The following is a 26,388-nucleotide window of genomic DNA, read 5'->3' on the forward strand; positions in this document are numbered from 1 at the left end:
TCGGGGCGCGTTTTTCTTTGCCATGGCGGCGGCGTAGGGGATGCGATAGGCTCGGGCTACCACAGGAGTATACATGCCAGATCCCCGCGCCCCCCGTCTTTGCGTCCTGATCGACGCCGACAATGTCCCCGCCAGCTATGCCGAGTCGATCTTTCAGGAGATCTCGGGGCTGGGCGAGGCCAGCGTGCGCCGGATCTATGGCGACTGGTCGTCGAGCCGGCTCGCGGCCTGGGCGAAGAAGGTGAACACGCTCGGCATGGTCGCCGATCAGCAATTCTCGAATACCAAGGGCAAGATTGCCTCTGATATCGGACTGGTGATCGCTGCGATGGATTTCCTCCATTCGGGGCTGTTCGACGGGTTCGTGCTGGTTTCGTCCGACAGCGACTTCACCCGGCTCGCGTCGCGCATCCGCGAGCAGGGGCTCGATGTTTACGGGATCGGTGAGAAGAAGACACCCGAGGCGTTCCGCAACGCCTGCAAGCGCTTCATCTATGCGGAGAACCTTGGCGATGAGAATGGCGCGAGCGAGGCCGCCCCCAATCCCGAGGGCAGCGCCACAACGACCCCCAGCCCCGCCAGCACCAAGCTGCCCCCGAAAAAGGCCATTCCCTTGATCGCCGCGGCGATGAAGCGGATCGGTCTGGAAGAAGAATGGTATTCGCTGGGACAGCTCGGCCAGTTCATCCAGCAAGCCAATCCCGATTTCGACACCCGCACCTATGGCAGCGCCAAGCTCTCGGACCTGCTGCGCAAGACGGGCCGCTACGAGGTGAAGCAAGGCGAAGGCAACCACCTTCTGGTGCGCGACAAAGCCTAAGGCCCTCGTTCATGGCGCTTGACAGATGCCCCTGCGCTGCGGTCCCATTTCTGCATAGAATTTTGGAATTGCCTTATGAGTTCAAGCCGACGCCTTGCGCTGCTGATTGATGCAGAGAACATGAACGCCTCTTGCGTGGACGACCTTATGAAAGCGGTGCACTCCAAAGGAGTTTCGCTTATCCGCCGCGCCTATGGTCATGCCGAACGGACACGCGACTGGACCAGCATCCCGGGCCTGCGCTTCGTGCATGTGAACTCTGCCAAGAACGCGGCCGATATGGCGCTGTGCATCGACGCGCTCGATCTCTTCTACCGCGATCTGGCGGACGAATTCGTCGTGGTGAGCAGCGACTCGGACTTCATGCATCTGGCCCATTACCTGCGCGAACACGGCGCGCCGGTTTACGGGTTCGGCGGCGCCAACACCAAAGCGGAGACACGGGCCGCGTATAGCGAGTTCACGGAGTTGGGCACCGAGGCGGCCCCAACCTTGCGGAAAAATTCGATCGAAGCCGAGCTTGAAAAAATGGTGAGAGAAAATGGCGGGCAGTTGAAGCTTGCGAAAATCAACGAACTGATGCGCCGCGCCCGGCCTGATTTCAAGATTTCCGGACACCCCAAAACCAAGACATGGCGCAGTTTTGTCAGTGCCCACCCCACGGTCTTTAGACTCGTCGGGACCGGCGCGGAGACGCTCGTCAAGAAAGCCTAAGCCCGCACCCCATAGCGGGCGAGGAACATCTCGATGGCGCCGTCGATGATGCGGTTGCGGTCGCGGGGATCGCAGCAATCGCCGATGCCGAAGATCAGGCGGTTGTGGATGTCGACCTTGCAGAGTTCGGCGAACTGGTCGGCGGCAAGCTCGAAATCCTCGATCTTCACCTCGCCCCGCGCGGCGGCCTTTTTGAGGTAGTCCACCATGCGCTGCCGCACGAGTTCGGGCCCCGAATGGTAGAAGTCGTGGCCAAGCTGCGGGAAGCGGTCGGCCTCGGCCACACAGAGCCGGTAGGTGCTCAGCGCAAACTCCGAGGACATGTAGTCGATGAAGCGTTCGGCGGCGAAACGCAGCACTTTCTCGACGGGCATCGCCTCGGCTTCGATCAGTTCGGCCGCTTCGTCGGCCTGGCGCGCGCATTCGCATTTTGCGACTTCCATGAAAAGGAGCCGCTTGTCGGGGAAGTAGCTGTAGAGCGTGGCTTTAGACACGCCCGCCTCACGCGCGATGTCATCGACCGAGGCGCCCTCGAACCCGTCGCGCAAAAAGATCGTCCGGGCGCCCTCGAGCACCTGATCGAATTTGCGCCCCTTGCGGATCGCGGGCTGTGGCATCGGCTTGGTCATCGAAGCTCCTGATCGGATGTCCCAACATAGACCGGCCGGTTTAGTTTGGGCAAGGTGGCTCGACGTCACGTCGCCTCACGCGGAAGCAAGGCCGCGTCATATTCCATTGCGAAGGCCAGCGAGGGATGTGCGGCGGTGCGCTCCACCCAGTCGCGGATCGCCGTATCCTCGGGGCAAAGCTGCGGGAACCACGCGAAGGGCGATTGCAGCAACAGATCGACTGCCGTGACCGTCTCCCCCAGCATGTAGGGCTGGCGCGAGAGCACCCCGCTCAGCCGCGCGATCATCGCCCCCGTATCCCGGAAGGTCGCGTGAAAGGCCGGGTGGGTGACGCCCGCCACCTGCCCGACAAGAACCGGCTCCATCACGCCCTGATAATAGGACAGCCATGTCAGGAACTGCCCGCGCAGAGGCTCGCCCGGCTGCGGCGCGAAGCCGGGCTTCGGAAAGCGCTCGCACAGATAGGCAAAGACGGCGCTGCGCTCATGCACGAAATCCGCGCCGTCGCTGAGATAGGGCACCTTGCCCTCGGGATGCGGATTGGCCGGATCGTGCCCGCCCGAGCCATCCTGCCTCGGAATCGAAACCGGCACGATCCGAACCTGATCCAGCGCATCAAGCGCGTGCAAAAGCGCGATCACGGTCGTCGAGCGGCTCATCGGCGCGTGGTAAAGCGTCAGCATGGCAAATCTCCTCCCGTCACTGCCACGGCCAGCCTAGCACGAACGCTGCCCTGTCAGTCTGCCGAAAATATCCTCGGGGGTGAATTTGGCCTTGGCCAAAGAGGGGGCGGACAGCCCCCTGCCTCAGCCGATCTGGCCGCGCGCGCCGCCGGTCTGGGCGCGGTCGAGCAGCAGGTGATCGAGGATCACGCAGGCCATCATCGCCTCGGCCACGGGCACCGCACGGATGCCGACGCAGGGGTCGTGGCGGCCCTTGGTAATGACCTCGACCTCTTCACCGCGCGTGTTGATCGAGCGGCGTGGGGTGAGGATCGAGGAGGTCGGCTTGACCGAGAAGCGCAGCACGATGGGCTGGCCGGTGGTGATACCGCCCAAGATGCCGCCCGCATGGTTCGAGAGGAATTCGGGTCCGTTCGGCCCCATGACGATCTCATCGGCGTTATCGACGCCGGTGAGGTCGGCGGCCGCCATGCCCTCGCCGATTTCGACACCCTTGACCGCGTTGATCGACATCATCGCAGCGGCGAGGTCGGTGTCCATCTTGGCATAGATCGGCGCGCCGAGGCCGGGCGGGCAGCCTTCGGCCACCAGCTCGATCATCGCGCCGACAGAGTTCTGGTTCTTGCGGATCGCGGCGAGGTAGTCGGCCCATTCGGCCACGGCCTCTGCATCCGGGATGAAGAACGGGTTGCGCAGGATCTCGTCGCGGTCGAACCGTGCGCGGTTGATATGCTTGGCCCCCATCTGGACCATGTAGCCGGTGATCCGCAGATCGGGCACCAGCGCCTTGAGCACGGCCTGCGCCACGCCCCCCGCCGCCACCCGCGCGGCTGTCTCGCGCGCCGAAGAGCGCCCGCCGCCGCGATAGTCACGGATGCCGTATTTCTGGTGATAGGTGATGTCGGCATGACCGGGCCGGAACTGCACGGCGATCTCGCCGTAATCCTTGGAGCGCTGATCGGTGTTCTCGATCATGAGCTGGATCGGCGTGCCCGTCGAGCGGCCCTCGAACACGCCCGAGAGAATTTTCACCCGGTCCGGTTCCTTGCGTTGGGTCGTCTCTTTCGACTGACCCGGACGGCGGCGGTCGAGAAAGACCTGAATGAACTCTTCGGAGATCTCGATACCCGGCGGGCAGCCATCGACGGTCGCGCCAAGTGCAGGCCCGTGGCTTTCGCCCCAGGTGGTGACGCGGAACATGTGGCCGAAGGTGTTGAAGCTCATCGCGGATCTCCTTTGCCCCCGGATAGCCGCGTGCGCGCACCGGCTCAAGCGAATTTCCCAGAAATCCCTTGCACGGCGCAAGCGCGCCTCTATGTTGCGGCGTACCTCGGGGTGCCCGGATCGGGCTGAGATGCAATGTGCGAACCCGTTGAACCTGAACCGGTTAAGACCGGCGGAGGGAAGGTATCCGGGTTCTCCGGCCTGACTCCGCCCGTCAGCTTTGGAGACTGAAGATGAGAAAACCTCTGATGCTTGCGGGTCTTGTGATCGCTGCCACGCCTGTGGTGGCCGAGGACAAGCCACAGCTCACCGTCTATGCGCCTGACTATTTCACCTCGGAATGGGGCCCCGGCCCGAAGATCGAGGAAGGGTTCGAGGCGATCTGCAATTGCGATCTGAAATTCGTGGCGGGCGATGTGCTGCCGCGCCTTCTGCTGGAGGGCGAGCGCACCGAGGCCGATGCCGTGATCGGGCTGAACACCGACGTGACCGCGCGGGCGCGCGCCACCGGCATGTTCGCCCCGCATGGGCAGGATACCTCGGCGCTGTCGCTGCCGATCGCGTGGGAAGACGACACATTCCTGCCGTTCAACTGGGGCGAGACCGCCTTCATCTACGACAAGACCAAGCTGGAAAATCCGCCCGCATCTTTCGAGGACCTGCTCAACGCCTCTGACGATCTGAAGATCGCCATTCAGGACCCGCGCAGCTCGATCTCGGGTCTCGCGCTGCTTTTGTGGGTGAAGGGCGTTTATGGCGATCAGGCCCCCGAGGCCTGGGCCAAGCTTGCGCCCAAGGTGCTGACCGTGACGCCGGGCTGGTCGGAGAGCTATGGGCTCTTCACCGATGGCGAGGTCGATATGGTGCTGAGCTACACCACCTCGCCCGCCTATCACATCATCGCCGAAGAGGACGACACCAAGGTCGCCGCGATCTTCCCCGAGGGGCACTATTTCATGACCGAACTGGTCGCCCAACTGAAGACGACGGACACGCCCGAACTGACCCAGAGCTTCATGGATTACATCCTCTCGGATGGGTTCCAGTCGATGATCGCAACGGCCAACTGGTCCTATCCGGCGGTGATAAAGGAGGGCTTCCTGCCGGAGGGCTTCGCGGCTCTGCCGCGTCCGGCGAAGACGATCTTCTACACCGAGGATGAGGCCGAGGCGCTCCGTCAGCCCGCGCTTGACGAATGGCTCGCGGCCTTCGCCAACTGATCCCGGCGGCGCTGTCGGCAGCTTTGCTGGCAGCGCTCGTGCTGGGCACGCTCGGCGCGGTGACGATCCGCGCCGGGGGTTTTGGCGCGTTGCGGGGGCCGGACCTGTCGGCGCTGTGGTTCACGGTCTGGCAGGCGGCGCTTTCGGCGGCGCTCTCTTGCGCGTTGGCGGTGCCGGTGGCGCGCGCGTTATACCGGCGGCGCTTTATGGGCCGTGGGCTGCTGATCTCGCTGCTCGGCGCGCCCTTTATCCTGCCGACTATCGCCGCCGTCATGGGGCTGATCGCGGTGTTCGGACGGCGCGGTTTCGTCAATGAAGCGCTCGGCGCGGTAGGCCTGCCCGAAGTGACGATCTATGGCGCGCACGGGGTGATCGCGGCGCATGTGTTCTTCAACCTGCCGCTGGCGACGCGGATGCTGCTGCATGGCTGGCAGGCGATCCCGTCCGAGCGGTTCCGTCTGGCGCAATCGCTGGGGTTTGGCCCCGCGCAGATGCTGCGCCATCTGGAGGGGCCGATGCTGCGCCGGGTGCTGCCGGGGGCGGCGCTGGCGATTTTCCTTGTGTGCCTGACGTCCTTTGCCATCGCGCTGACGCTGGGGGGCGGGCCGCGCGCCACGACCGTCGAACTGGCAATCTATCAGGCGTTCCGCTTCGATTTCGACATGAGCCGCGCGGCGAGCCTTGCGCTGGTGCAGGTGGGGCTGTGTCTGGGCGCGCTGGTGGTGTCGCTGCTTGTGACCCTGCCTTCGAGCAGCGAGGCGGGACTCGATCGCCCGCCGGTCGCGGGTTTGGGCGCGGGACTGGTCTTGCGGGCGCAGGATACGCTGGCCATCGCGGCGGCCAGCGCGTTCCTTCTGATCCCGATCGCCACGATCCTTATGCGCGGCATTCCCACGCTTGGGGCGCTGCCCGGCTCGGTCTGGTCGGCGGTCGGCACCTCGCTCTGGATCGCGGGCGGGTCAACGCTTCTGACGCTCGCGCTGGCCTTGCCGCTGGCGCTTGCGGCGCCGCGCCACCGCTGGGCGGAAGCGGCGGCGATGCTGCCGCTGACGGCATCCGCGCTGGTCATGGGGACGGGGCTGTTCCTGATCGCGCGGCCTTTCGTGAACCCGACGAGCCTTGCGCTGCCGGTAACACTGATCGCGAATGCCGCGCTGAGCCTGCCCTTTGCGGTGCGCATCCTGATCCCCGAGGCGCGCCAGCTACAGGCCGATTACGACCGGCTTGCCGCCTCGCTCGGACTGACCGGCGTCGCGCGTCTGCGGCTTTTGACCCTGCCCCGCCTTGCCCGCCCGCTGGGCTTCGCGGCGGGGCTTTCGGCGGCGTTTTCGATGGGCGACCTTGGCGTCATCACGCTTTTCTCGGATGGTGAGACCCAGACCCTGCCGCTTGCGCTCTTCCAACTGATGGGCTCCTATCGGCTGGATCAGGCGGCGGGCGCGGCAACGCTTTTGATGGTGCTCACCTTCGCCCTGTTCTGGGCCTGCGACCGGATCGGACATCATGCTGACCCTCGATAACCTGACGATCTCCCAAGGCGAATTTCGCCTCGTGGCCAATCTGACACTGGCGACCGGCAGCCGCACGGCGGTCATCGGGCCGTCGGGCGCGGGCAAGTCCACGCTGCTCGGCGCCATCGCCGGGTTTATCGCGCCGAGCGCCGGGCGCATCCTGTGGAACGAGACCGAGATCACCCGGACGCCGCCCGGCGCGCGGCCCCTTTCGATTCTGTTTCAGGACCAGAACCTGTTCCCGCATCTGAGCGTGGCGCAGAATATCGGCCTTGGGATCAGCCCGGCGTTGCGGCTCTCACGCGCCGATCACACCCGGATCGAGGCCGCTCTGGAGCGCACGGGCCTTGCCGGTCTGGGCGCGCGCAAACCCGCTGCGCTCTCGGGCGGGCAACAAAGCCGCGTGGCGCTGGCGCGGGCGCTCCTGCGCGCAAAACCCCTGCTTCTTCTGGATGAGCCCTTCTCGGCGCTCGGCCCCGCGCTCAAATCCGAGATGCTCTCCCTCGTCGCTGAGATCGCGCAGGAACAGGGCACGACGCTTCTGATGGTCAGCCACGACCCCGACGACGCCCGCGCCCTCTGCCCGCAAACGGTCCCCGTCGAAAACGGAACAGCGCACCCGCCGCAACCGACAGATGCGCTGCTCGACAATCCGCCACCGGCGCTGCGCGCCTATCTCGGGCCCTGATGTCATCAAACCCGAGATACGCCGCGGGGGCCCGGGGGCGCGACGCCCCCGGCATAGGTCTTAGTAGATCACGACCGAGCGGATCGACTCGCCCGCATGCATCAGATCGAACGCCTTGTTGATCTCTTCGAGCGGCATGGTGTGGGTAATCATCGAGTCGATCTCGATCTTGCCATTCATGTACCAATCCACGAATTTCGGCACATCCGTGCGCCCCTTCGCGCCGCCAAAGGCCGTGCCCTTCCAGACGCGCCCCGTGACAAGCTGGAACGGACGGGTCGAGATTTCGGCCCCCGCAGGCGCCACGCCGATGATGACCGAGACACCCCAGCCCCGGTGCGAACATTCCAGCGCGTCACGCATTACCTTGACGTTGCCGGTCGCATCGAAGCTGTAATCGACGCCGCCGATCTGGTCCTTCTCGGTCTTGGTGAGATCGACAATGGCCTGAACCACCGAACCCTCGATCTTGGACGGGTTGATGAAATGGGTCATGCCGAATTTCTTGGCCATCTCGGCCTTGTCGTCGTTCAGGTCGACGCCGATGATCATGTCGGCACCCGCCATGCGCAGGCCCTGGATCACGTTCAGGCCGATGCCGCCAAGGCCGAACACGGCCGCCGTCGAGCCGATCTCGACCCCTGCGGTGTTGATCACCGCGCCGATGCCCGTGGTGACGCCGCAGCCGATATAGCAAATCTTCTCGAAGGGCGCGTCGTCGCGCACCTTGGCCAGCGCGATCTCGGGCATCACGGTGTGGTTCGCGAAGGTCGAGCAGCCCATGTAATGATAGATCGGCGTGCCATCGAGCATCGAGAACCGCGTAGTGCCGTCGGGCATCAGGCCTTGGCCTTGGGTGTTGCGGATCGCCGTGCAGAGGTTGGTCTTGCCAGACAGGCAGGACGGGCATTCCCGGCACTCGGGCGTGTAAAGCGGGATCACGTGATCGCCGGGCTTGAGCGTGGTCACGCCCTCGCCGACCTCGATCACCACGCCCGCGCCTTCATGGCCGAGAATCGACGGGAAGATGCCTTCGGGGTCCGCTCCCGACAAAGTGAATTCGTCGGTGTGGCAGATGCCGGTTGCCTTGATCTCCACCAAAACCTCGCCTTTCTTGGGGCCTTCGAGGTTCACTTCCATGATTTTGAGCGGCTTTCCGGGCGCAACGGCGACGGCGGCACGGGTTCTCATAGGCTTTCACTCCCTGTATAGATTAGCCAAGAGCCTGTGCCATGCGGCCAGCAAGATCAAGAAATGGGTGCGACATGTTTGTTAGATTTTCCGCCATCGGCGCTGTTTTCCTGCTCGCGGCCTGTCAGGAGCAACCCTACGAATACGCGCCGTCGCCGGTGACGCCGACGCCCTATGTCACCGAACAGCCGATCGTGGGCAGCGGCCTTGAGGAGCGCCAGCCCGACACCTGCCACGCGGTCGATTACGTCTCGGCGCTGGGGCAACCTGGGTCGGTCATCCCGACGCTGGGCCTTTCGCGGCCCTATCGCGTGGTCGAGTGGCGCGGCGTCGAAGATCAGATCTACAATCCGCAGCGTGTCGTGTTCCGTCTCGATGCGGCGGGCAATATCTTCAACATCGACTGCGGCTAAGCGATGCTCCGGCGCATGCCGAAATCGCTGATCGCGGCGCTTGCGCTGGCGGCCCTTGGGCTGACCGCCGCAGGCTGTCAGGCGGAGACCGTAATGGCCGAGAAACCCCCAAAACCGCTCCCGCCCGGCGTGATCGCGCCACTTGAGCCCAAGGACGGGCGGCTGGTCCCGGCGGTGCGGGTCTGCGCGGCGGAGAGCCTGCAACATCTGGTCGGTCAACCGGCCTCGGTGCTGGAGGGGATGAAGCTGCGCGGCAGTGTGCGCGTGCTGCGTCCGGGGATGATGGTGACGCAGGAATACCGGCTCGACCGGCTGACCATCGAGGTCGACGCGAACGAGATCATCATCCGCGTCGCCTGTGGCTGATCGGGCGGCCAGAGCCGCCCGGTGCCTCGGGCCGAGGGATCAGTTCGTCTGGATACGATAATCCGTGTGGCACGCCTTGCAGGCGCCGCCGACCGCCCCCATGCCCGCCTTGAGTGCGTCGAGCGAGCCGGTGTCGAGCGATTGCGCGGCCGTCGTCAGCGCATCCGCCTTGGTGGTGAAATCGGAAAAATTCTCCCAGATCGCGGGCTTCGCCTCGGAGACCGGATCGGTTTCCTGCGGCTCGAACACGGTGGGGATCGTCGCAGCCGCCCCGGCAATGGCCGCAGCGGCCTCTGCGGCCTTGGCCCCGTCGAAGGCCGCCTTGCCGCTGGCCATGTCGCCCAGCGCGCCGGTATTGGCGCGGATCACCTGCATGACATCCATGCGCTCTTTGACCACCGGGTTGGTGACGCCTTCCTTGGCCGCCGCCACTCCCGCAACGCATACCAGCCCGACCGCCAGCAGTTTTCCGTAGCTTTTCATGGTCTGTCTCCCTGTTGGACCGGCACCAAGCGTAACGCGGAATCGCTGTTTCGCACCGCGCTTTGACGGTGCGGGCGCATAACGTTTGCGTGAAAGATGGCAGGAGAATTGCCCCGGCGGCGCGAACTGGGTGGGGGCTGTTAACCGCACCGCCGGGGACATAGCGTTTTCCGCTGGATCGACTATCGCGCGCCATCAAGGCGGCATGTGGCGCAAAGCGGGGTGCTTTGGCGACAAAATGCGGGCGAAATCGAGACATGGTTACCCGCCCGCGACGAGGCTTGATTTGCGCCCGCGGGGATGCGAGCATTTCCCCATGACGGTTCAGGACCCGACCCCCTTCCCCCGCCGCGACGCTGCGCCACCGCAGGTTGCCTTTGATCGGACCGAGTTGGGGGTGATCCTGTCGCTTTACGGACGGATGGTGGCCGCCGGGGAATGGCGCGATTACGCGATGAGTTTCCTGCGCGAGAAGGCCGTGTTCTCGGTGTTTCGGCGCGCGGCTGAAAACCCGCTTTACCGGATCGAGAAAACCCCCGCCCTGCGCAACCGGCAGGGGCAATATGCCGTGCTCGGGATGGATGGGCAGATCCTCAAGCGGGGCACGGATCTGCGCACGGTGCTGCGCGTGCTGGAGCGCAAGCTGATCCGCCCGATCGAGTGAGGCGCATCGCGGGGGGATGCCTCCGGCGGGCGTATTTCAGGCTTGATGAAATCAGGGGCGTTTCGCGCCAAGCCACGGGCCTTCGCCTGCGGCGGCGATACGGGCCTTGCAGTCCGCGATCCGCTCATAGGCGACGCTAATGGTGTGACCGTTCGCATGGATCAGACGCCCCGCGTCGCAGACGAGCGCGACATGGCCTTTCCAGAACAGCAGGTCGCCGCGCTGAAGGGCCGCGCCTTCGGGCAGGGCCGAGCCGAAATCGCGCCACTGCATGTCGCTGTCGCCCGGACAGGCGCGCCCGCAGGCGGTGAAGGCGATCTGCACGAGGCCCGAGCAGTCGATCCCGTCGCGCGCATTGCCGCCCCAGAGGTAGGGCGTGCCAATAAGGCTCTCGGCCAGCGCAACCGGGTCCGTCCCCCAGTCGCCCAAAGGCCGCAGGTGCTGGCGCGGGATGAAGCCCTCCGGCGTGGTGGCGAACATGCCCTCTTGCCCGGTCACGGTGACATGGGCGCCGAGCGAGAGGCGGGCGACCTCACCTTGTTTGATGCTCGCTTCGCGGTAGATATGCGTCGCGGGGGCGCTAACCCAATGGGTCGTCACCTGCGGCTTGCCGAGTGCCTCGGTCGCAACCCAGCCGCAATAGCCATCCGCGCGGGCCTGCACGAAGGTCCAGCCCATACGCCGCTCGATGATCAGGACATCGGCGCCGAACAAAAGCTGCCGGTCACGCGCCCCATCGGGGCTGGCGCGCAGATCGGTGACGGGGTGGTGGATGCGGGCGGGCTCTCCGTCGGTGAAGACGAGTGCGGGCACCTGGCCTTCGAGCGAACGATGCGCAATGCGGCCCGAAAACGGGGTGAGGCGGCGGTCGCGGGTCATAGGCCCAGCACCTCGGGGAGTGCGCCGAAGATAGCGCGGGCGGCCTGTCCGGCACCGCCTTTGGGGCGACCGGGGGCGGCAGCGGGTTGCCAGCCGTAAATGTCGAAATGCGCGAAGCGGGTGGCCTCGGTCACGAAGCGGTTGAGGAAGAGCGCGGCGGTGATGGAGCCCGCCATCCCGCCCGAAGGCGCGTTGTCGAGATCGGCAATGCCGGGTTCGATCTTAGGTTCGTAGGGTGCCCAGAGCGGCAGTTGCCAGATCGGGTCGGCGTGGCGGCGCGCGGCATCGACAAGTGCCCCCGCGAGCGCCCCGTCATCGGTATAGAAGGGCGGCAGGTCAGGGCCGAGCGCAACCCGCGCCGCACCCGTGAGCGTCGCCATGCAGATCATTAGATCGGGTGCCTCTTCATCGCCCAGCGCCAGCGCATCGGCGAGCACCAGTCGCCCCTCGGCATCCGTATTGTTGACCTCGACGCTGAGGCCCTTGCGGCTTGGCAGGATGTCTTGCGGGCGGAAGGCATTGCCCGCGACCGCGTTTTCCACCGCCGGGATCAGGACGCGCAATTGCACCTTGAGGCCGAGCGCCATGATCATATGCGCCAGCCCCAGCACCGTGGCGGCGCCGCCCATATCCTTTTTCATCAGCCCCATCGAGGAGGCCGGTTTGATGTCGAGCCCGCCGGTGTCGAAGCACACGCCCTTGCCAACGAGGGTCAGGCGCGGGCCGCTATTGCCCCAGCGCAGATCCAAGAGACGAGGCGTGCGCGGGCTTGCGCGACCGACCGCGTGGATCAGCGGGAGATTGGCGGCGAGCAGGTCCTCGCCGGTCGTCACACTGAGGGCCGCGCCATGATGCGCGGCGAGCGCGCGGGTCGTGGCCTCCAGCTCATCGGGGCCCATGTCGTTGGCGGGCGTATTGATCAGATCGCGGGTCAGGGCCTCGGCCTCGGCCATGATTTCGAGGCGGTGCGCATCGACCCCTTGGGGACAGGCCAGCCGGGCCTTGGGCGCGGGATTGGCGGCATAGCGCGCGTAGCGGTAGCCCTCGAGGAGCCAGCCCAGCGCGGTTTCCGCAGTCAGTTCGGGCGTGAGGTCGCCAGTCAGAGCCCACGCCCCTTCGGGCAGGGTCGCGGCGGCTGCCGCGAGTTGGAACCGCCCCCGGCGGCGCTGCGCAGCCGTGCCGGCACCAAGGAGCGCACCCGCAATGCCGCCCGCCGCGTCAGGAAGCACACAGGTCTGTCCGGGCTTGGCCGCAAAGCCCTGCGCGCGCGCCCATGCCGCCTGCGCCGTCGGCAGCTCGGCCAGCGCCGCGTCAAGCCCCTCGGGCGAGACGACGCGCAGCGGCAATGCCTCGCCCCCGTTGGCAAAACGCATCGCGGGACGGTCGGTCGGGAAAATCGGGTCGGACATGGGCTGGCCTTTGCTGGACAATTGCGCCCAGCCTAGCGCCCCCTGCGGCGCCCGCAAGGGGCCGCGCGCCCCTGCCCGTCAGCCGCGCATATCGGCCATGTCCCAGACCGCCGTGAGACAGCGATCCCCCAGCCGGATCAACCGCGCGAGCACGGCCGCCTGCGCGACCGTATCGCCACGCTCCGTGCAATCGAGCAGATCGGCTGCGACACGCGCCAGAAGCACCATGCCCACCTGCCGCGCCAGAGGATCAAGCGCCTGCACCGCCTTCGCCACATCGGCGGGACGCTGTTCGAGCACAGCCGCCTCCAGGGCGACGAGCTGGACCGCGAGATCCTCCATCGCGGCGGAGATCACCCGCTCCGCCCCGGCCTGCCCCAGTTCTGCATAGAGCACGATGATCCGGTCCGGATCGAGCCAGATCGCTTCTTCCTTGTGAAACTCGGTTACCTGATGCACCCCGCATCCCTCCATTCACCGTGGAGGCGCACCCCGCACCTCCACTCACCCGAGGCCAGCATCGGGCAGAGGTCTCAAGAAAAGGTTTCCACCCGTCAGAAAACCCCTCGAAATTTCATCGTCTTCGACCTATCTAGTGAGCCAGAACATAAGAGATGAGGGACGACGATGAAGGAGCATGTGCGGCCGCTGCCGAGCTACCTGATCCAGCGCTATCAGGGGTGGAACGCGACGACCTACACCGAGAACCGGGCGTGGTATCGCCGTCTCGCCGATGAGGGTCAACGCCCGCGCGCAATGGTGATTTCGTGCTGCGACTCGCGGGTGCATGTCACCAGCATTTTCGGCGCCGATCAGGGCGAGTTCTTTATCCACCGCAATATCGCCAACCTCGTGCCGCCTTTCGCGCCCGATGGCGATCACCACGGGACCTCGGCGGCGATCGAATATGCGGTGAAAAACCTGAAAGTCGCGCATCTGATCGTGCTCGGGCACTCGAATTGCGGGGGCGTCGCGGGGTGCTGTGCGATGTGTGAGGGCAACGCGCCCGACCTTCAGGACGACACCTCTTTCGTCGGCGCGTGGCTGAACCTGCTGCGTCCGGGCTATGAGCGGATCGCGAACCTGCCCGAGGCCGAGCGCGTCGAGGCGCTTGAACATGAGGCGGTGATCATCAGCCTTGAGAACCTGATGACCTTCCCCTTCGTGCGCGAGGCGCTCGATGCCGACCGGATGACGCTGCATGGGCTGCGCATCGATATCGGCGAAGGCCAACTGACCCAATACGACCCCTCGACCGGCAAGTTCATTCCGGTCTGATCCGGCCACAGATCCTGTCCGCTTCACCGCCTGTTAACGGTGTTGCGGCAGGATCGGTGCATGACCCAAAGCCGACTCGTCACATTGCGCCTTCCGCTCGATCTGATTGCCCGGATCGAAGCGCGCGCGCATGAGATGGAACTTGCCCCCGGAGAGGTCATTCGCGGCGCGCTGGAGGCGGCCTTGACGGGTGTTTCCTTGCCAGAACCCTCACGCGAGGCGCGCGAGAGGGCGGCGCTTCGGGCCAGCATCGCGCGGGCCGAGGGGTGGCTCTCGCTGCAATCCGACCTGCGCCGTCAGGGCTTTGTGCTACGGCTGCATGAGGGCACGCAACTCGCCGTTCATAGCTGGCCCGAGGATCGGTTCCTGCTGTGGCTCGACACGCTGGGGCACGATATTGGCACGCTTTCGCTGGCCTTCCGGGCACCGTTTCCGGGCGCACCGCCCTTCCCCAGCCTGCGGCCCGCGTTCAAATCGGGCCGCGGCGTGTCGGGGGCCGCTTAGCGCAGGATGTAATCCATCGGCCAGGTGATCTCGGAGTCGGTCCGAAGCGTCTTGGTCTCGCCAGCCGGCAAATCGAATTCCCACGCGATCACACCGCGCTTGTCGTCGAGGTCCCGCACGCTCGCCGGCGGCACGATGGAGGTTTCGATCTCGAGGTCTTCCTGCTCGGAATAGGGCAGCCGGTCAAGGATACGCACCGGCCAGTCGCGCCCGGTCAGGTTCTCGACGGTGATCTCGACCACCTCCTTGCGCGCATTCGATTTGGAGATCACGCCGCGGTCGCCCGCCATGGTCTCGGGTTCGAGCCGTTTGAGCGTCAGCCCGTCGATCGCGCCGAAACCTTGCCGGAATTCGCCGCCCGCCGGGATCAGCACCAGATCGGCACCGCCGACCAGCATCCCGTCGGTGAAGGCCATCACCGGGCCGGGCAAGATCGGTTCGTCAGAGGTGTTGGTGGCCTCGGCGACGAGGAAGGCCGTCATGTCCATCAGCGGCACGCCCTCGGCCATGACCTCGGCGTCGAATTCCATCTGGTCGAGGCGCAGGCGCAGATCCTCGACCCCGTCGCGCATATCGACCGGGGCGCCGTAGGTATAGGTCACCGTCAGCCCGGCCATCTCCATCTGCATGGCGTCGCTGCCCGCCACTGCCGGTTCGGCCATCGGGGCGTATTCCGCTTCTTCCATCGCCGAGCGCGAGAGCGTCTTGGGCACGGGCATCGGGCGATCCTTGTCGATCCAAAGACGGCGCGGCCAGATGTCCGAGGGTGCGGCCTGTTCGGCGGGGCGCGCCGTCGAAAGCGTCAGATCGACCCCGGTCCAGTCTTCGCCCGTCGCTTGGCGCACCGAGACAAAGCGCTCCAGCCGTAGCTTGGCCGCGTCACGGTCGAGCGTGAGGTCATAGTTCGGGCTCCAGCCCGCGCGCTCGACGAAGGTGGTGATCGTAAGCGTGCCCGTGCCCTCGACAGTGGCCATCAGCACGTCATGCGCCTTGGCCGGGTTTTGCAGCGCGTCGAGCGCCTTGCGGGCGGCGTCCAGCGCCTCGCGCTCGGGCTTGAGGGCACGGTCGGCGGCGTCGGCCTCGGCCTCGGCGGCAAGGGCGGCTTGGCTCGCGCTCAGGATCTCATCGCCGACCATCGCGGCCAAGTCGCGTGCGCCCGCAGGATCGGTCCCTTCGGTCGAAAGCCCCTTGAGGAAGGCGATCTTGTCGCGCGCCGCAGAGGCCCGCAGCCGGATCGCCGCCACGCCGCGCTCTTTCTCGGCCAGAGCGATTTCCAGCGTCTCGACCTGTGCGCGGGCCGTCTCGATCTCGGGCGAGGTGATTTCGCCGGTGGCGGGCTGGCGGGCATCGACCAGACGCAGGGCGCCCAGATTGACCCCCTCGCCCGCGACACGCAGCGTGCCAATATAGGTGTTGTCCGGCAGGTCCGGCACGATCAACTCGTGCACACCGGCAGGCGCATCGACCTCGACCACGCGGGTGACCTGCGCGCCGAACGGATAGAGCGTGACCGCCGTGACCGTGGAGCGGGCCTCGATGGTGTCGGCGAGGGCCGCAATCGGCGCGGTGCCGATCAGCAGACCGGCTAGGATGGGCAAATGACGCATGGGGACCTCCGGAACAAGAACTGCCCGGAGCCTGTCCCTGCCCCAGTTGAAAAGCAAGGGGCGGCGGGTCACGCCCCTCTCACGTTTCGGTCAAAGCAAAACGCCCGGTCACGAAGGACCGGGCGTCTGTGATCTTGGTATCAGGCGCGATCAGCCTTTTTTCAGGCAGCGCTTGCCGAGCGTTTCCGCAATCTGCACGGCGTTGAGTGCCGCGCCCTTGCGCAGGTTGTCCGACACGCACCACAGGTTGATCCCGTTGTCGATGGTCGAGTCCTGACGGATGCGCGAGATGTAGGTCGCGTAATCGCCCACACATTCGATCGGGGTGATGTAGCCACCGGCTTCGCGCTTGTCGACGACCATGACGCCCGGCGCTTCGCGCAGGATGTCGCGGGCCTCGGCCTCGTCGAGATGATCCTCGAATTCGATGTTGATCGCTTCCGAGTGACCGACGAAAACCGGCACACGCACGCAGGTCGCGGTGACCTTGATCGCCGGGTCCACGATCTTCTTGGTCTCGGCGACCATCTTCCATTCTTCCTTGGTCGAGCCGTCTTCGAGGAAGACGTCGATATGCGGGATCACGTTGAAGGCGATCTGCTTCGGGTAGACCTTGGGTTCGACTTCCTGACCGGGGACATAGAGGCCCTTGGTCTGGTTCCACAGCTCGTCGATGGCCTCTTTGCCCGTGCCGGAAACCGACTGGTAGGTCGAGACGACGACGCGCTTGATGCGCGCGCGATCATGCAGCGGCTTGAGCGCCACAACCATCTGCGCGGTCGAGCAGTTCGGGTTCGCGATGATGAATTTGTTGGTGTAGCGGTCGACGGCTTCGGGGTTCACTTCCGGCACGACCAGCGGAATATCCGGGTCGTAGCGGTAGAGCGACGAGTTGTCGATCACGACGCATTTTTGCGACGCGGCGATGGGCGCGTATTTCTTGGTCGCGTCCGAGCCGATCGCAAAGAAGGCGATGTCGTAGCCCGAGAAGTCGAAGCCTTCGATGTCCTTGCAAGTCAGGGTCTTGTCGCCATAGCTGACCTCGGTGCCAAGGCTCCGGCGCGAAGCCAGAGCGACAACCTCATCCGCAGGAAACTGGCGCTCGGCCAGAATGTTCAGCATTTCGCGACCCACATTGCCCGTGGCGCCGGCGACGACGACTTTATAGCCCATCAGGACCTCCTTGCTCAAAAGAACGAGGGGCGCTTTACCGTGAAGCGGCCAGATTTGAAAGGGATTCTTTGCAAATCACGCGCGAATGATGCGGCTATCGCGGTTTTGCAACGCCTCGACGAAACCGGCTTCGGCGGCGAAATCATGGGGCACCTTTTCCGCCGTGCGCGAGCCCGAAAGCGAGAGCGAGGCGAAGAAGTCGAAGCCGTAGAGCGTGAGGCAGGACAGCTCGGAGCGCGCGAGCAGGTCGATCAGCATGATGCCGGTCGTGGGCTGCGCGCCGAGCGTGGCCTTGAGGCGGTCATACTCCGCGCGCGGGTGCAGGTAGAAGCCGGGGCTGGTCGCCGTGCGCCAGTCGAGGCGCTTGCGCTTGTGGCTCATCCATAGGATGCGGCCCGGGTTGAGGCGAGCGCGGTCGGCTTCGGGGAGCGAGGTCGCCAGCGCCAGCCAGTCGGTGCGCGTGCCGTGGCTGCGCGCGTCTGGCATCGGTGCACGGTTGATCCGGATCACCACGTCCTGCGCGTCGATGGCGGGGCCGTGGGCGGTCTCGGCCAGCGCGCGGGCATTTCCGACCAGTGCCACGCGCTTGCCGCGCAAATCCGCGAGCAGCGTGTCCTGCGGGATCGAGAGCGCCGCAAGGGGCGCCTCTTGCCGGAGTATGCGCGCGATATGAAAGCCAAGCCGGGTCATGCGGGCCTTTTAGCGCGTCGCATCGGCGCTGTCGCGGGTGAAGACGTAGAAACAGAGGCCCACAACCACCGGCACGAGGAAGAAGAGGAACAGAAGACCATAGGCCTCGGCGGGCGCGTGGGTGGCGGAGGCCGCCTCGAAAACCGGGCGCGAGGCGAATTGCGCGAGCGCCACGCCGAGGATCGAGAACATGTTGAGGAAGGTCACGCCCCGCCCGATCAGATGCGGCGGGAAGAAGCCGCGCCCATGCGCCATGATCACCGGAAAGGACGCCCCGAACAGCCCGATCGCCGCGAGGATCACCGTCACGATGAGCAGCGATGCGCCCGGCATCAGCCACAGCGCCGCGAGCGAAAGCGCAAGGGCGGTATTGCCCCAGAGCACGACGCGGCGATGGCTGCCCAAAAGCCGGTCGGCGGGGCCGTAGAGGAAGTTGCCGATGACCATTGCGACCCCCATGACCAGCGTCACCTTGCCGATCAACCCGGCATCTGCGCCGTGCACATCGGTCAGGAACGGACCGGCCCAGAGGCCCCGGATACCGGCGGCGGCGGTGTAATTCGCCATGGTCAGCGGCAGCAGCAGCCAGAGGCCGGGCAGGCGCAGGATGTCGAGCACCGAGCCTTTGCTCTGGCCCTCGGCACGCTCGACCGGGGCGGGGTCGCGCACGAAGAGCAGGATGCCCGCCGCCACGACCAGCGTGATCGCGGTGAGTGCCCAGAGCGTGTTACGCCAGCCGAAACTCTCGACCGCCGCGCCGAGCGGGGCCGCGCCCAAGAGGTTGCCAAGGCTGCCCACCCCGATGATTGCGGCGGCCAGCGTGCCGAACAGCGCGGGCGAGAAGCTGCGCGCGAAGTAGAAATAAGAGGCCATCAGGACCGGCGCGCAGCCAACCCCGATCAGCGCCATGGCGATATGGATGCTCATCGGTCCGGTCGCCATCGCAAACACCGCAGCCCCGCCGCCCCCGCCCAGCGCCAGCAGCACGCCTGCCGTGCGGCGCGGCCCGATCCGGTCGAGTGCCTCGCCCACAGGGATCTGCATCACGGCGAAGGCCACATACCAAAGCCCCAGCGACAGCGCGAGATCGCCCGCATCCGCGCCAAGCTCGGCCTTGAGCGTCGGTGTGAGCACCGCAAGACATGCCCGGTAGAACTGGCTGAGCACATAGCCCAGCGTGAAAAACGCGATGGTCGCCTGCATGGGGTCCTCCTGCGGCGGGGCTTTGGCCCGGCCGGTCGCGCCAAGCTGCCCGAGAGGCGAACGGGGTGCAAGGGGGGATGCTTGCAAAGCCGCGCCCGCGCGGACAGGATGGCGCCACGGTTTCGGGAGGCGGTGATGGACCTGACACGGCTGATGCTGCGGCTCTATTTCGGCGAGATGATGATCGGGCCGGGCAAGGCGCAACTGCTGGAAGGGATCGCGCGGGAAGGCTCGATCTCTGCGGCGGGGCGCGCCATGGGCATGAGCTACAAGCGCGCCTGGCAACTGGTCGAGACTATGAATGCGGGGTTTGTGGCACCGGTGGTCGAGAGCACGCGGGGCGGTGCGCAGGGCGGCGGCGCGGATCTGACCGAGACCGGGCAGGCGGTGCTGGCCGCCTACCGGGCGCTTGAGGCGCGGGTCACCGAGGCCGGGTCCGCGGAAATCGCGGCGCTGGCGGCGCTTGTCGTCAAGGACGCCTAGCCCCGATTTGGTCGCAGGCCCTTTCGGCGCTATACTTCCCCGGCAGTTTCACCAGCAAGGAGGAAGGCCAATGCGGAAATTCGTCATTCTGGGCGCCGGGCTCGCAACGCTTGCCGGGTGTCTGCCCGGGCCGGTCGTGCCGCCGGAAACCTCCCTGCCCGTCTTTGGCACGGGCTATCGCTACGAGGGCGACCCGTGCCTTCGGGTCGGGGAAGACGCGCATACGAACCAGTATCTCGACCACACGGCGGACCTGATCGCCTGTCCGACGGGGACCACGCCGCCCGAGCGTGCGCAGGCGCTCGAAACGGATGGGGATTACACGCTCTATACCTTGCCCGAAGCGTGACAAACGCAAACGGGGCCCGCTGGGGCCCCGTTCGGTTCATATCGGGGAAGGATCAGGCCTCGACGGTATCGGCGTTGGTGACGTCGGTCGTCACGGCCTTGGGCGCGGCACCGGAAATCGCGATCCGGCGCGGCTTGAGAGCCTCGGGCACCTCGCGCACGAGGTCGATATGCAGCATCCCGTCGGCATGGGTCGCGCCCGTGACCTTCATATGATCGGCCAGCGCGAAGCGGCGCTCAAACGCGCGGGTGGCGATGCCACGATGGAGATAGGCCCGCTCGGCCTCGTCCTCGGGGGCCTTGCGCCCGGTCACGATCAGCGCGCCTTCGCGCAGCTCGACGCCGAGCTCCTGATCGGAGAAGCCCGCAACCGCGATCGAGATGCGGTAGGCATTCTCTTCGAGCTTTTCGATGTTGTAGGGGGGATAGGTGGGCTGGGCCACATCGGCCGAAAGCACACGGTCCATCATATCAGCAACACGGTCGAAGCCGACGGTCGCACGATAGAGCGGAGAGAAATCAAAACTACGCATGGTCATCCTCATTGAGCGATGTCTGTGGGTCCGCCCCGATGCGGGGCCGGAAGTTATATCAAGGCCCATCATGGCACCCTGACAGATTTGATTTGGGAAGCGTTTCGGGCGGTTTCAAGACCCCGGCGCAAGCCTCAGGGGCGCAGGAACTTGGCGCCGCCCGAGCGGATCATGTGACCCTTGGCGGGCGTTGTCTCGCGCGTGGCGAGGGCCGCGCGCAGGTCCGCGACGCCATCGAGCAGCGCGCCCAGCGAGACCGGCTGATCGTTGAGCGCCGCCTTGGCCGAGATCACCGAGACGATCTCGGGGCGGCCATTGCGCATGGTGAAGACCGGCGCGCCGGAAGTGCCGAAATCGGCCGCGCAATTCATCAAGATCGTGCCGACCGAGCGTTTCAGCACCCGGCAGCTTTCCTGAAGCGAGGGGGCTTCGGCGCGGTCATGGGCATAGGACACGACGCCCACATCCTCGCCCGCGCGGGGCGGGGTCGAGAGTGCGAAGGGGCTCACCTGCGGAAGGCGGATCGGCTGGTCGAGTTCGATCAGCGCAAGGTCCCACGCCACGCGGTCGAAGCGGTCGGGACCCTGATAGATGAACTCGGGATGCGCCACGGCGCGGCGCGCGTTGCGATAGGCGGTCGCGCGCCCGTTGCGCCAGCCCGCGCGGAATTCGATCCCCTGCGCGGGGATCAGCGCGCCGGTTTCGCGGTTATAGAGGCAATGCGCCGCCGTCAGCACCAGATCGGGCGCGATCAGCGCGCCGGTGCAAAAGCTATGCGTCCCGAGATTGAGCCGACCGACCGCCTCCCAGCCGCGGGTAGCATCCCCGGTGCTGAGCGTCTCCAGTGCGGATTCGGCCTGCGCCGCAACGCTTCCCCCCGCCAGAGCGGCAAGCAGAACCGCAAGACGCGGCAAGGCGGCAATGATCCTGCGCATGGGGTTACCCTCGATCTCGTCACTGCCCGGTCTAGCGCGGGCTTGCGGCGAGATTAAGGCATCCGCCCCCGGCTTCACAAGCGCTCAGGCAGGCTCGGCGGGCGCGGGCCTCCGGTTGCCCAGTCCAGAAGTTCGACCGTATGCACGATCGGCACCTCCGTCCCCGAGCCGATCTGTATCATGCAGCCGATATTGCCCGCCGCGATGATCTGGGGCGATTTGGCCTCCAGCGTGGCGACCTTGCGCGCCTTCAACTCGGCGGAAATCTCGGGTTGCAAGAGGTTGTAGGTCCCGGCAGACCCGCAGCACAGATGGCTGTCGACAGGCTCGACCACCTCGAAGCCCGCCTTGCGCAACAGGTCCTTGGGCGCGGTCTTGATCTGCTGACCGTGTTGCAGCGAGCAGGCCGCGTGATAGGCCACCCGCAGCCCCTTGGGCGCGCCTTCGGGCAGGCCGATCCGTTCGAGGAACTCGGACACGTCGCAGGCCAGCCCCGCCACCTTGGCCGCGTCCGCCGCGCGCGGGTCGTTGCGGAACATATGGCCGTAATCCTTGACCGTCGTGCCGCAGCCCGAAGTGTTGATGATCACCGCATCCAGATCGCCTTCGGAGAGATAGGCGCGAATGTTGTGCGCGGCCTGCGCGTGGCTGTCGTCCTCGCGGCCCATGTGATGGGTCAGCGCCCCGCAACAGCCCAGATTGCGCGGGATCACCACCTCACAGCCCAGACGGCGCAAAAGACGGATCGTGGCATCGTTGATGTCGGTGTTGAGCGCGCGCTGCGCACAGCCGATCTGAAGCGCGACGCGGTATTTGCGCGCGCCAATCGCCGGGAAGGTCTGCGCGTCGTCATTGCGCGACACCGGCGGGATTTGCTTCGGCGCCATCGAGATCATCGCCCGCAGACGCGCATCCGGCAGCAGCCCCGCGAAGGGCCGCGCGATCTTGGCCCCAAGCATCGCCAGCCGGAACCGCCCCGAATAGGGCACGATCTTGGCCAGTGTCCAGCGCAGCAGCCGATCCATCATCGGGCGCTTGTGGGTGCGCTCGACATGGGCGCGGGCATGGTCGATCAGGTGCATGTAATGCACGCCCGAGGGGCAGGTCGTCATGCAGGCCAGACAGCTCAGGCACCGGTCGAGATGCTTGACCGTGCGCGCATCCGCGGGCCGGTCGTTTTCGAGCATGTCCTTGATCAAGTAGATGCGCCCGCGCGGGCTGTCGAGCTCATCGCCCAACACCTGATAGGTCGGGCAGGTGGCGGTGCAGAACCCGCAATGCACACAGGCGCGCAGAATCTCATTGGCGCGCGCGACGCCCGGATCGGTGAGTTGCTCGGGGGTGAAGTTCGTCTGCATCAGCCCATTCTCCCCGGGTTCAGAATGCCGCGCGGATCGAAGCGCTTGCGAAGGCCCGCCTCAAGGGCGGCGAGCGGTGCGGGTTGCGGCTCAAACGCGGGGCCGGGTCCGCGCAGGCACGTCGCATGCCCCTTGTACGGTGCCGCGATTGCGCGGGCGCGGGTGCCCTCGGGCAAGAGCGCCCAGATCAGACCGCCGCCCCAGTCGAGCAAGACCTCGCCGCCCAGTCGCGCCAGCAATTCGGGCGCCTGCGAGGGCGCGACCGAGAAGCGCCACAGATCGCCCGGCTTGCCGACGAAAGGTGTGAGGTCCCGCAGCTCCGCCCAGAGCGCGGCGGAGGCCTCGAAATCCGTCTCGACCGTGACCGCGCCATAGGGGGTCAGCACGTCACGCAGGCGGCCCGCGCGATAGGCGACGGAATCCGCCAACCCCTCGACGCGGACAATCGCGCCCGGCCCCGGAAGCCAACCCGCGCCCGACACGTCGAACGGAGAGCCCAGCGCGGCGGCCAGCGCGACCTGCGCCGCGCCCGCAGGCAGGTCCACGCAAACCGTCGCCTGCGCGGGCGCGCCGGGCAACAGCTTGAAGGACAGCTCGCTCATCACGCCCAGCGTGCCCCAGGACCCTGCCATCAGCTTCGCCAGATCGTAGCCGGTCACGTTCTTCATCACGCGTCCGCCATTCTTCACGACCGCGCCGGTCCCGTCGACGAAACGCACCCCGATCAGACTGTCGCGGCACGCCCCCGCCTGCACCCGGCGCGGGCCGGAGACATTCGCGGCCACGACACCGCCGATCGTGCTCTCGCCGTCGCGGCCCAGCACGGCACCCCAGCGCCCCGGTTCGAAGGGCAAACGCTGGCCCTCGGCGGCCAGCACCGTTTCGACCTCTGTGAGCGTCGTCCCCGCGCCCACCACCAGCGTCAGCGCGGCGGGCTCGTACAGCGTCACCCCGGAAATACCGACTTCGAGCATATGCCCGACCGCATCCCCCACAGGACGCGTGCCGCCACCTTGCACCTGAACAGGACCCTGCGCATCGCGGATCGCCTCGGCCAGTTGCGCTTCGGTTTGAACTTTCATCTTACCCGCTTTCATCAAGCCAGAAATACTCCGGGGTCCGGGGCAGCACCCCGATCCGCCCGCCTCAGGCGCCACGCCGTTCGGCGCTCGCCGCAAGCGGGAACACCTTCGCCGGATTGAGCAGCCAGTGCGGGTCGAAGACGTCCTTCACCCGCATCTGCGCCTCAAGGTCCTGCGCCTCGAACTGCACGCTCATCAGATCGCGCTTCTCGATGCCCACCCCATGCTCGCCGGTGAGACAGCCGCCCACCTCGACACACAGCTTCAGGATCTCGGCGCCCAGCGCCTCGCAGCGTTCCAGATCGCCGGGCGTGTTCGCATTATAGAGGATCAGCGGGTGCATATTACCGTCGCCCGCATGGAAGACGTTCGCCACGTCGAGGCCGAAGTCGCGCGACAGGTCCCCGATGCGGCGGAGCACTTCGGGCAGGCTCGAGACCGGGATCGTCCCGTCAAGGCACATGTAATCGTTGATCTGCCCCATCGCGCCGAAGGCGGATTTGCGGCCAAGCCAGATCCGGCCTGCCTCGGCGGCATCCTTGGCCTCGCGGAACTCGACCGGGTCGTGGCGCGCGGCGATCTGGCGGATCAAGCCGAGCTGCTCGTCGATCTCGGCGGGGCTGCCCTCGACCTCGACGATGAGAAGCGCCTCGCAATCGGGGTAGCCGGCATGGGCGAAATCCTCGGTCGCGCGGATGCAGGGGCGGTCCATGAACTCGATCGCGACGGGCAGGACGCCCGCGCGGATGATGTCGGCCACACATTCACCCGCGACCTCATTGGCGTCGAAGCCGATCAGCACCGGGCGCGCGCCCTCGGGTTTCGGCAGGATCTTGAGCGTCGCTTCGGTCACGACGCCCAGCTGACCCTCGGAGCCGCAGATCACGCCCAGCAGGTCGAGCCCGCCCGCGTCTAGGTATGGACCGCCGATTTCCAGCACGTCGCCCGCCATCGTGACCAGCGTCACGCCCAGAAGGTTATTCGTCGTCACCCCGTATTTGAGGCAATGCGCCCCGCCCGAATTCATCGCGACATTGCCGGAGATCGCGCAGGCCAGTTGCGACGAGGGGTCGGGGGCGTAGAACCAGCCATCGCCCTCGATCGCGCCGGTCACCGACAGGTTCGTGCGCCCGGCCTCGACCCGGATGAAGCGGTTCTGGTAATCGACTTCGAGAACCCGGTTCATCCGCGCCAGCCCAAGGATCACCGCGTCTTCGGTCGGCATCGAGCCGCCCGCGAGCGAAGTACCCGCGCCGCGCGGCACCACCTTCACGCCCTCGGCATGCAGCACCTTCAGCGCGGCGGCGACTTCGGCGGTCGTGCGCGGCAGAACCACGGCAAGGGGTTGGCAGCGATAGGCCGAGAGCGCGTCACATTCATAGGCGCGGGTTTCGGCGGGGTCGTCGATCACCGCATCGGACGGCAGGGCCGCGCGCAGCTTGGCGACGATCTCCGGCTTGCGCGCAAGAATCTGCGCGCTCGGGGTGGGCATATCCATGAGGCTCCTCCATTGCGGTCAGAAAATATAACCAATTATACCATCTGGCAAGCAAACTCGGCCCGCGCTACTGTCGCGCCATGCAAGATAGCGCATTTCTCATCGGCCCGCTCGGGTCTCTCGATCTGGCGGCCCTCGTGCTGCTGGTGCTCTGCTGGCTTGGAATCGGCTGGATCACCGAGCACCCGCCAAAGTCGCGCCCCTCGGTCGGCGTGCTCATGGAGGGCTACCGTCGCGAGTGGATGCGTCAGCTTGTGACCCGACAGCCCCGGATTTTCGACGCGGGTATGATGGATGGCTTGCGGCAATCGACGACGTTTTTCGCTTCGACCGCGCTGATTGCGATCGGCGGCGGACTGGCGCTGATTGGCAATCCGGAGCGGCTCAACACGCTGGCCTCGGACCTCGATCTGGAGACCGGGACCACGCTTTTGTGGGAGGCTCGGGTGCTTGCCGCGGTTCTTTTCGGGGCGAATGCGTTCCTCAAATTCGTCTGGTCGCATCGTCTCTTCGGCTATGCGGCGATCACCATGGCCTCCGTCCCCAACGAGATCGACGACCCGCTCGCCTATCCGCGCGCGGCGCAGGCAGCACAGATCAATATCAACGCGGCCAAGAGCTTCAATCGCGGTCTGCGCTCGGTCTATTTCGCGCTGGCGACGCTGGCATGGCTCGCCGGACCATGGGCGCTGATCGGCGCGACGGTGTTCACCACCGCGATGCTGTGGCGGCGCGAATTTGCCTCGGTCGCGCGCAAGGCGCTTCTGGAAAACCCGCCGCACTGAGCCTCGTTGCGCGTATC

At 66.1% G+C, this 26,388-nt stretch carries 30 protein-coding genes and 1 riboswitch; of the genes, 13 read left to right on the top strand and 17 right to left on the bottom strand.

The genetic code is table 11. The features are described from left to right. Nucleotides 1-73: 73 nt before the first annotated feature. Both P0X85_RS01140 and P0X85_RS01145 read left to right on the top strand, forming a co-directional pair. A complete protein-coding gene (locus P0X85_RS01140) occupies nt 74-820 on the top strand; it encodes an NYN domain-containing protein (RefSeq protein ID WP_275807176.1) in 747 nt (248 codons plus the stop codon). A gap of 75 nt (nt 821-895) precedes the next feature. Beyond that, nucleotides 896-1,534, top strand: coding sequence for an NYN domain-containing protein (locus P0X85_RS01145; protein ID WP_275807179.1), 639 nt, complete (start codon nt 896-898; stop codon nt 1,532-1,534). Here the strand turns inward: P0X85_RS01145 and P0X85_RS01150 are convergent. From P0X85_RS01150 to aroC, 3 genes are all read right to left on the bottom strand, one after another. Further along, entirely contained in the window at nt 1,531-2,163 is a 633-nt protein-coding gene (locus P0X85_RS01150; RefSeq protein ID WP_275807182.1) for a TetR/AcrR family transcriptional regulator, read from the bottom strand. The genes P0X85_RS01145 and P0X85_RS01150 overlap by 4 nt on opposite strands. Before the next feature lie 65 nt (nt 2,164-2,228). After that, nucleotides 2,229-2,846, bottom strand: coding sequence for a glutathione S-transferase family protein (locus tag P0X85_RS01155; RefSeq protein WP_275807185.1), 618 nt, complete (start codon nt 2,844-2,846; stop codon nt 2,229-2,231). Between the two features lie 123 nt (nt 2,847-2,969). Then, nucleotides 2,970-4,070 (bottom strand): chorismate synthase, encoded by a 1,101-nt coding sequence (aroC, locus tag P0X85_RS01160; protein WP_275807187.1) that lies wholly within the window; start codon nt 4,068-4,070, stop codon nt 2,970-2,972. A 97-nt stretch (nt 4,071-4,167) separates the two neighbouring features. Beyond that, nucleotides 4,168-4,268: riboswitch (TPP riboswitch) on the top strand. A gap of 35 nt (nt 4,269-4,303) precedes the next feature. Here aroC and thiB point away from each other — a divergent pair. Genes thiB through P0X85_RS01175 form a run of 3 tightly spaced genes read left to right on the top strand, consistent with a single transcriptional unit; the run spans nt 4,304 to nt 7,489 of the window. Then, a complete protein-coding gene (thiB, locus tag P0X85_RS01165; RefSeq protein ID WP_275807189.1) occupies nt 4,304-5,290 on the top strand; it encodes a thiamine ABC transporter substrate binding subunit in 987 nt (328 codons plus the stop codon). Next, nucleotides 5,266-6,810: an ABC transporter permease family protein gene (locus P0X85_RS01170; protein ID WP_275807192.1), complete on the top strand. Its 1,545-nt coding sequence runs from the start codon at nt 5,266-5,268 to the stop codon at nt 6,808-6,810. Before thiB ends, P0X85_RS01170 begins: the two co-directional genes overlap by 25 nt. After that, nucleotides 6,794-7,489, top strand: coding sequence for a thiamine ABC transporter ATP-binding protein (locus P0X85_RS01175; protein WP_275807195.1), 696 nt, complete (start codon nt 6,794-6,796; stop codon nt 7,487-7,489). Before P0X85_RS01170 ends, P0X85_RS01175 begins: the two co-directional genes overlap by 17 nt. A gap of 60 nt (nt 7,490-7,549) precedes the next feature. On the opposite strand, the gene P0X85_RS01180 is transcribed toward P0X85_RS01175, so the two are convergent. Beyond that, nucleotides 7,550-8,680, bottom strand: a complete 1,131-nt coding sequence (locus tag P0X85_RS01180) for an S-(hydroxymethyl)glutathione dehydrogenase/class III alcohol dehydrogenase (protein WP_275807197.1) — start codon at nt 8,678-8,680, stop codon at nt 7,550-7,552. A gap of 74 nt (nt 8,681-8,754) precedes the next feature. Between P0X85_RS01180 and P0X85_RS01185 the strand changes: the two genes are divergently transcribed. After that, nucleotides 8,755-9,093 carry a hypothetical protein gene (locus tag P0X85_RS01185; RefSeq protein WP_275807200.1) on the top strand — a complete coding sequence of 113 codons (339 nt, stop codon included), beginning with the start codon at nt 8,755-8,757 and terminating at the stop codon, nt 9,091-9,093. A 15-nt stretch (nt 9,094-9,108) separates the two neighbouring features. Then, complete coding sequence (locus tag P0X85_RS01190) at nt 9,109-9,459, top strand: I78 family peptidase inhibitor (protein ID WP_275807203.1); 351 nt, start codon at nt 9,109-9,111, stop codon at nt 9,457-9,459. 39 nt (nt 9,460-9,498) lie between these two features. On the opposite strand, the gene P0X85_RS01195 is transcribed toward P0X85_RS01190, so the two are convergent. Next, nucleotides 9,499-9,942 carry a c-type cytochrome gene (locus P0X85_RS01195; protein ID WP_275807207.1) on the bottom strand — a complete coding sequence of 148 codons (444 nt, stop codon included), beginning with the start codon at nt 9,940-9,942 and terminating at the stop codon, nt 9,499-9,501. A gap of 316 nt (nt 9,943-10,258) precedes the next feature. Between P0X85_RS01195 and P0X85_RS01200 the strand changes: the two genes are divergently transcribed. Next, a complete protein-coding gene (locus P0X85_RS01200) occupies nt 10,259-10,606 on the top strand; it encodes a DUF2794 domain-containing protein (protein WP_275807209.1) in 348 nt (115 codons plus the stop codon). A gap of 51 nt (nt 10,607-10,657) precedes the next feature. On the opposite strand, the gene P0X85_RS01205 is transcribed toward P0X85_RS01200, so the two are convergent. The 3 genes from P0X85_RS01205 to P0X85_RS01215 all read right to left on the bottom strand — a co-directional run bounded on the left by P0X85_RS01205 (nt 10,658) and on the right by P0X85_RS01215 (nt 13,353). Beyond that, entirely contained in the window at nt 10,658-11,485 is an 828-nt protein-coding gene (locus P0X85_RS01205; RefSeq protein ID WP_275807211.1) for a C40 family peptidase, read from the bottom strand. Next, complete coding sequence (locus tag P0X85_RS01210) at nt 11,482-12,894, bottom strand: leucyl aminopeptidase family protein (protein WP_275807214.1); 1,413 nt, start codon at nt 12,892-12,894, stop codon at nt 11,482-11,484. The genes P0X85_RS01205 and P0X85_RS01210 overlap by 4 nt, the downstream gene beginning before the upstream one ends. 78 nt (nt 12,895-12,972) lie before the next feature. Further along, a complete protein-coding gene (locus tag P0X85_RS01215; protein WP_275807217.1) occupies nt 12,973-13,353 on the bottom strand; it encodes a hypothetical protein in 381 nt (126 codons plus the stop codon). Nucleotides 13,354-13,521: 168 nt separating this feature from the next. Between P0X85_RS01215 and P0X85_RS01220 the strand changes: the two genes are divergently transcribed. Both P0X85_RS01220 and P0X85_RS01225 read left to right on the top strand, forming a co-directional pair. Beyond that, nucleotides 13,522-14,172, top strand: a complete 651-nt coding sequence (locus tag P0X85_RS01220) for a carbonic anhydrase (RefSeq protein ID WP_275807220.1) — start codon at nt 13,522-13,524, stop codon at nt 14,170-14,172. Between the two features lie 60 nt (nt 14,173-14,232). Beyond that, complete coding sequence (locus P0X85_RS01225; RefSeq protein ID WP_275807223.1) at nt 14,233-14,676, top strand: hypothetical protein; 444 nt, start codon at nt 14,233-14,235, stop codon at nt 14,674-14,676. On the opposite strand, the gene P0X85_RS01230 is transcribed toward P0X85_RS01225, so the two are convergent. The 4 genes from P0X85_RS01230 to P0X85_RS01245 all read right to left on the bottom strand — a co-directional run bounded on the left by P0X85_RS01230 (nt 14,673) and on the right by P0X85_RS01245 (nt 19,349). Beyond that, nucleotides 14,673-16,283, bottom strand: coding sequence for a DUF4139 domain-containing protein (locus P0X85_RS01230; RefSeq protein WP_275807226.1), 1,611 nt, complete (start codon nt 16,281-16,283; stop codon nt 14,673-14,675). The two genes, P0X85_RS01225 and P0X85_RS01230, sit on opposite strands and share 4 nt — an antisense overlap. A gap of 150 nt (nt 16,284-16,433) precedes the next feature. Next, complete coding sequence (locus P0X85_RS01235; RefSeq protein ID WP_275807229.1) at nt 16,434-17,456, bottom strand: aspartate-semialdehyde dehydrogenase; 1,023 nt, start codon at nt 17,454-17,456, stop codon at nt 16,434-16,436. A gap of 75 nt (nt 17,457-17,531) precedes the next feature. After that, nucleotides 17,532-18,146 carry a glycosyltransferase family 29 protein gene (locus P0X85_RS01240; protein WP_275807234.1) on the bottom strand — a complete coding sequence of 205 codons (615 nt, stop codon included), beginning with the start codon at nt 18,144-18,146 and terminating at the stop codon, nt 17,532-17,534. Between the two features lie 9 nt (nt 18,147-18,155). Further along, nucleotides 18,156-19,349 carry an MFS transporter gene (locus P0X85_RS01245; RefSeq protein WP_275807239.1) on the bottom strand — a complete coding sequence of 398 codons (1,194 nt, stop codon included), beginning with the start codon at nt 19,347-19,349 and terminating at the stop codon, nt 18,156-18,158. Between the two features lie 135 nt (nt 19,350-19,484). Between P0X85_RS01245 and P0X85_RS01250 the strand changes: the two genes are divergently transcribed. Together P0X85_RS01250 and P0X85_RS01255 are read left to right on the top strand one after the other, a co-directional pair. Beyond that, nucleotides 19,485-19,832: a winged helix-turn-helix domain-containing protein gene (locus tag P0X85_RS01250; protein WP_275807243.1), complete on the top strand. Its 348-nt coding sequence runs from the start codon at nt 19,485-19,487 to the stop codon at nt 19,830-19,832. A 70-nt stretch (nt 19,833-19,902) separates the two neighbouring features. After that, nucleotides 19,903-20,181: a hypothetical protein gene (locus P0X85_RS01255; protein ID WP_275807247.1), complete on the top strand. Its 279-nt coding sequence runs from the start codon at nt 19,903-19,905 to the stop codon at nt 20,179-20,181. Between the two features lie 52 nt (nt 20,182-20,233). On the opposite strand, the gene P0X85_RS01260 is transcribed toward P0X85_RS01255, so the two are convergent. The 5 genes from P0X85_RS01260 to P0X85_RS01280 form a co-directional block, all read right to left on the bottom strand. Beyond that, a complete protein-coding gene (locus tag P0X85_RS01260) occupies nt 20,234-20,713 on the bottom strand; it encodes an Hsp20 family protein (RefSeq protein WP_275807250.1) in 480 nt (159 codons plus the stop codon). Nucleotides 20,714-20,847: 134 nt separating this feature from the next. Further along, on the bottom strand, nt 20,848-21,648 hold the full coding sequence (locus P0X85_RS01265) for a trypsin-like serine peptidase (protein ID WP_275807253.1): 801 nt from the start codon (nt 21,646-21,648) through the stop codon (nt 20,848-20,850). Between the two features lie 74 nt (nt 21,649-21,722). Further along, complete coding sequence (glcF, locus tag P0X85_RS01270) at nt 21,723-23,006, bottom strand: glycolate oxidase subunit GlcF (RefSeq protein ID WP_275807256.1); 1,284 nt, start codon at nt 23,004-23,006, stop codon at nt 21,723-21,725. Then, nucleotides 23,006-24,088, bottom strand: a complete 1,083-nt coding sequence (locus P0X85_RS01275; protein ID WP_275807259.1) for an FAD-binding protein — start codon at nt 24,086-24,088, stop codon at nt 23,006-23,008. Before P0X85_RS01275 ends, glcF begins: the two co-directional genes overlap by 1 nt. A gap of 64 nt (nt 24,089-24,152) precedes the next feature. Next, nucleotides 24,153-25,586, bottom strand: coding sequence for an FAD-linked oxidase C-terminal domain-containing protein (locus P0X85_RS01280; protein WP_275807262.1), 1,434 nt, complete (start codon nt 25,584-25,586; stop codon nt 24,153-24,155). Nucleotides 25,587-25,666: 80 nt separating this feature from the next. Between P0X85_RS01280 and P0X85_RS01285 the strand changes: the two genes are divergently transcribed. Then, nucleotides 25,667-26,371, top strand: coding sequence for a DUF599 domain-containing protein (locus P0X85_RS01285; protein ID WP_275807265.1), 705 nt, complete (start codon nt 25,667-25,669; stop codon nt 26,369-26,371). The last annotated feature ends 17 nt before the right edge of the window (nt 26,372-26,388 follow it).

It is taken from the genome of Pseudothioclava nitratireducens (genome assembly GCF_029210495.1).
GTDB classification, from domain to species: Bacteria; Pseudomonadota; Alphaproteobacteria; order Rhodobacterales; family Rhodobacteraceae; genus Pseudothioclava; species Pseudothioclava nitratireducens.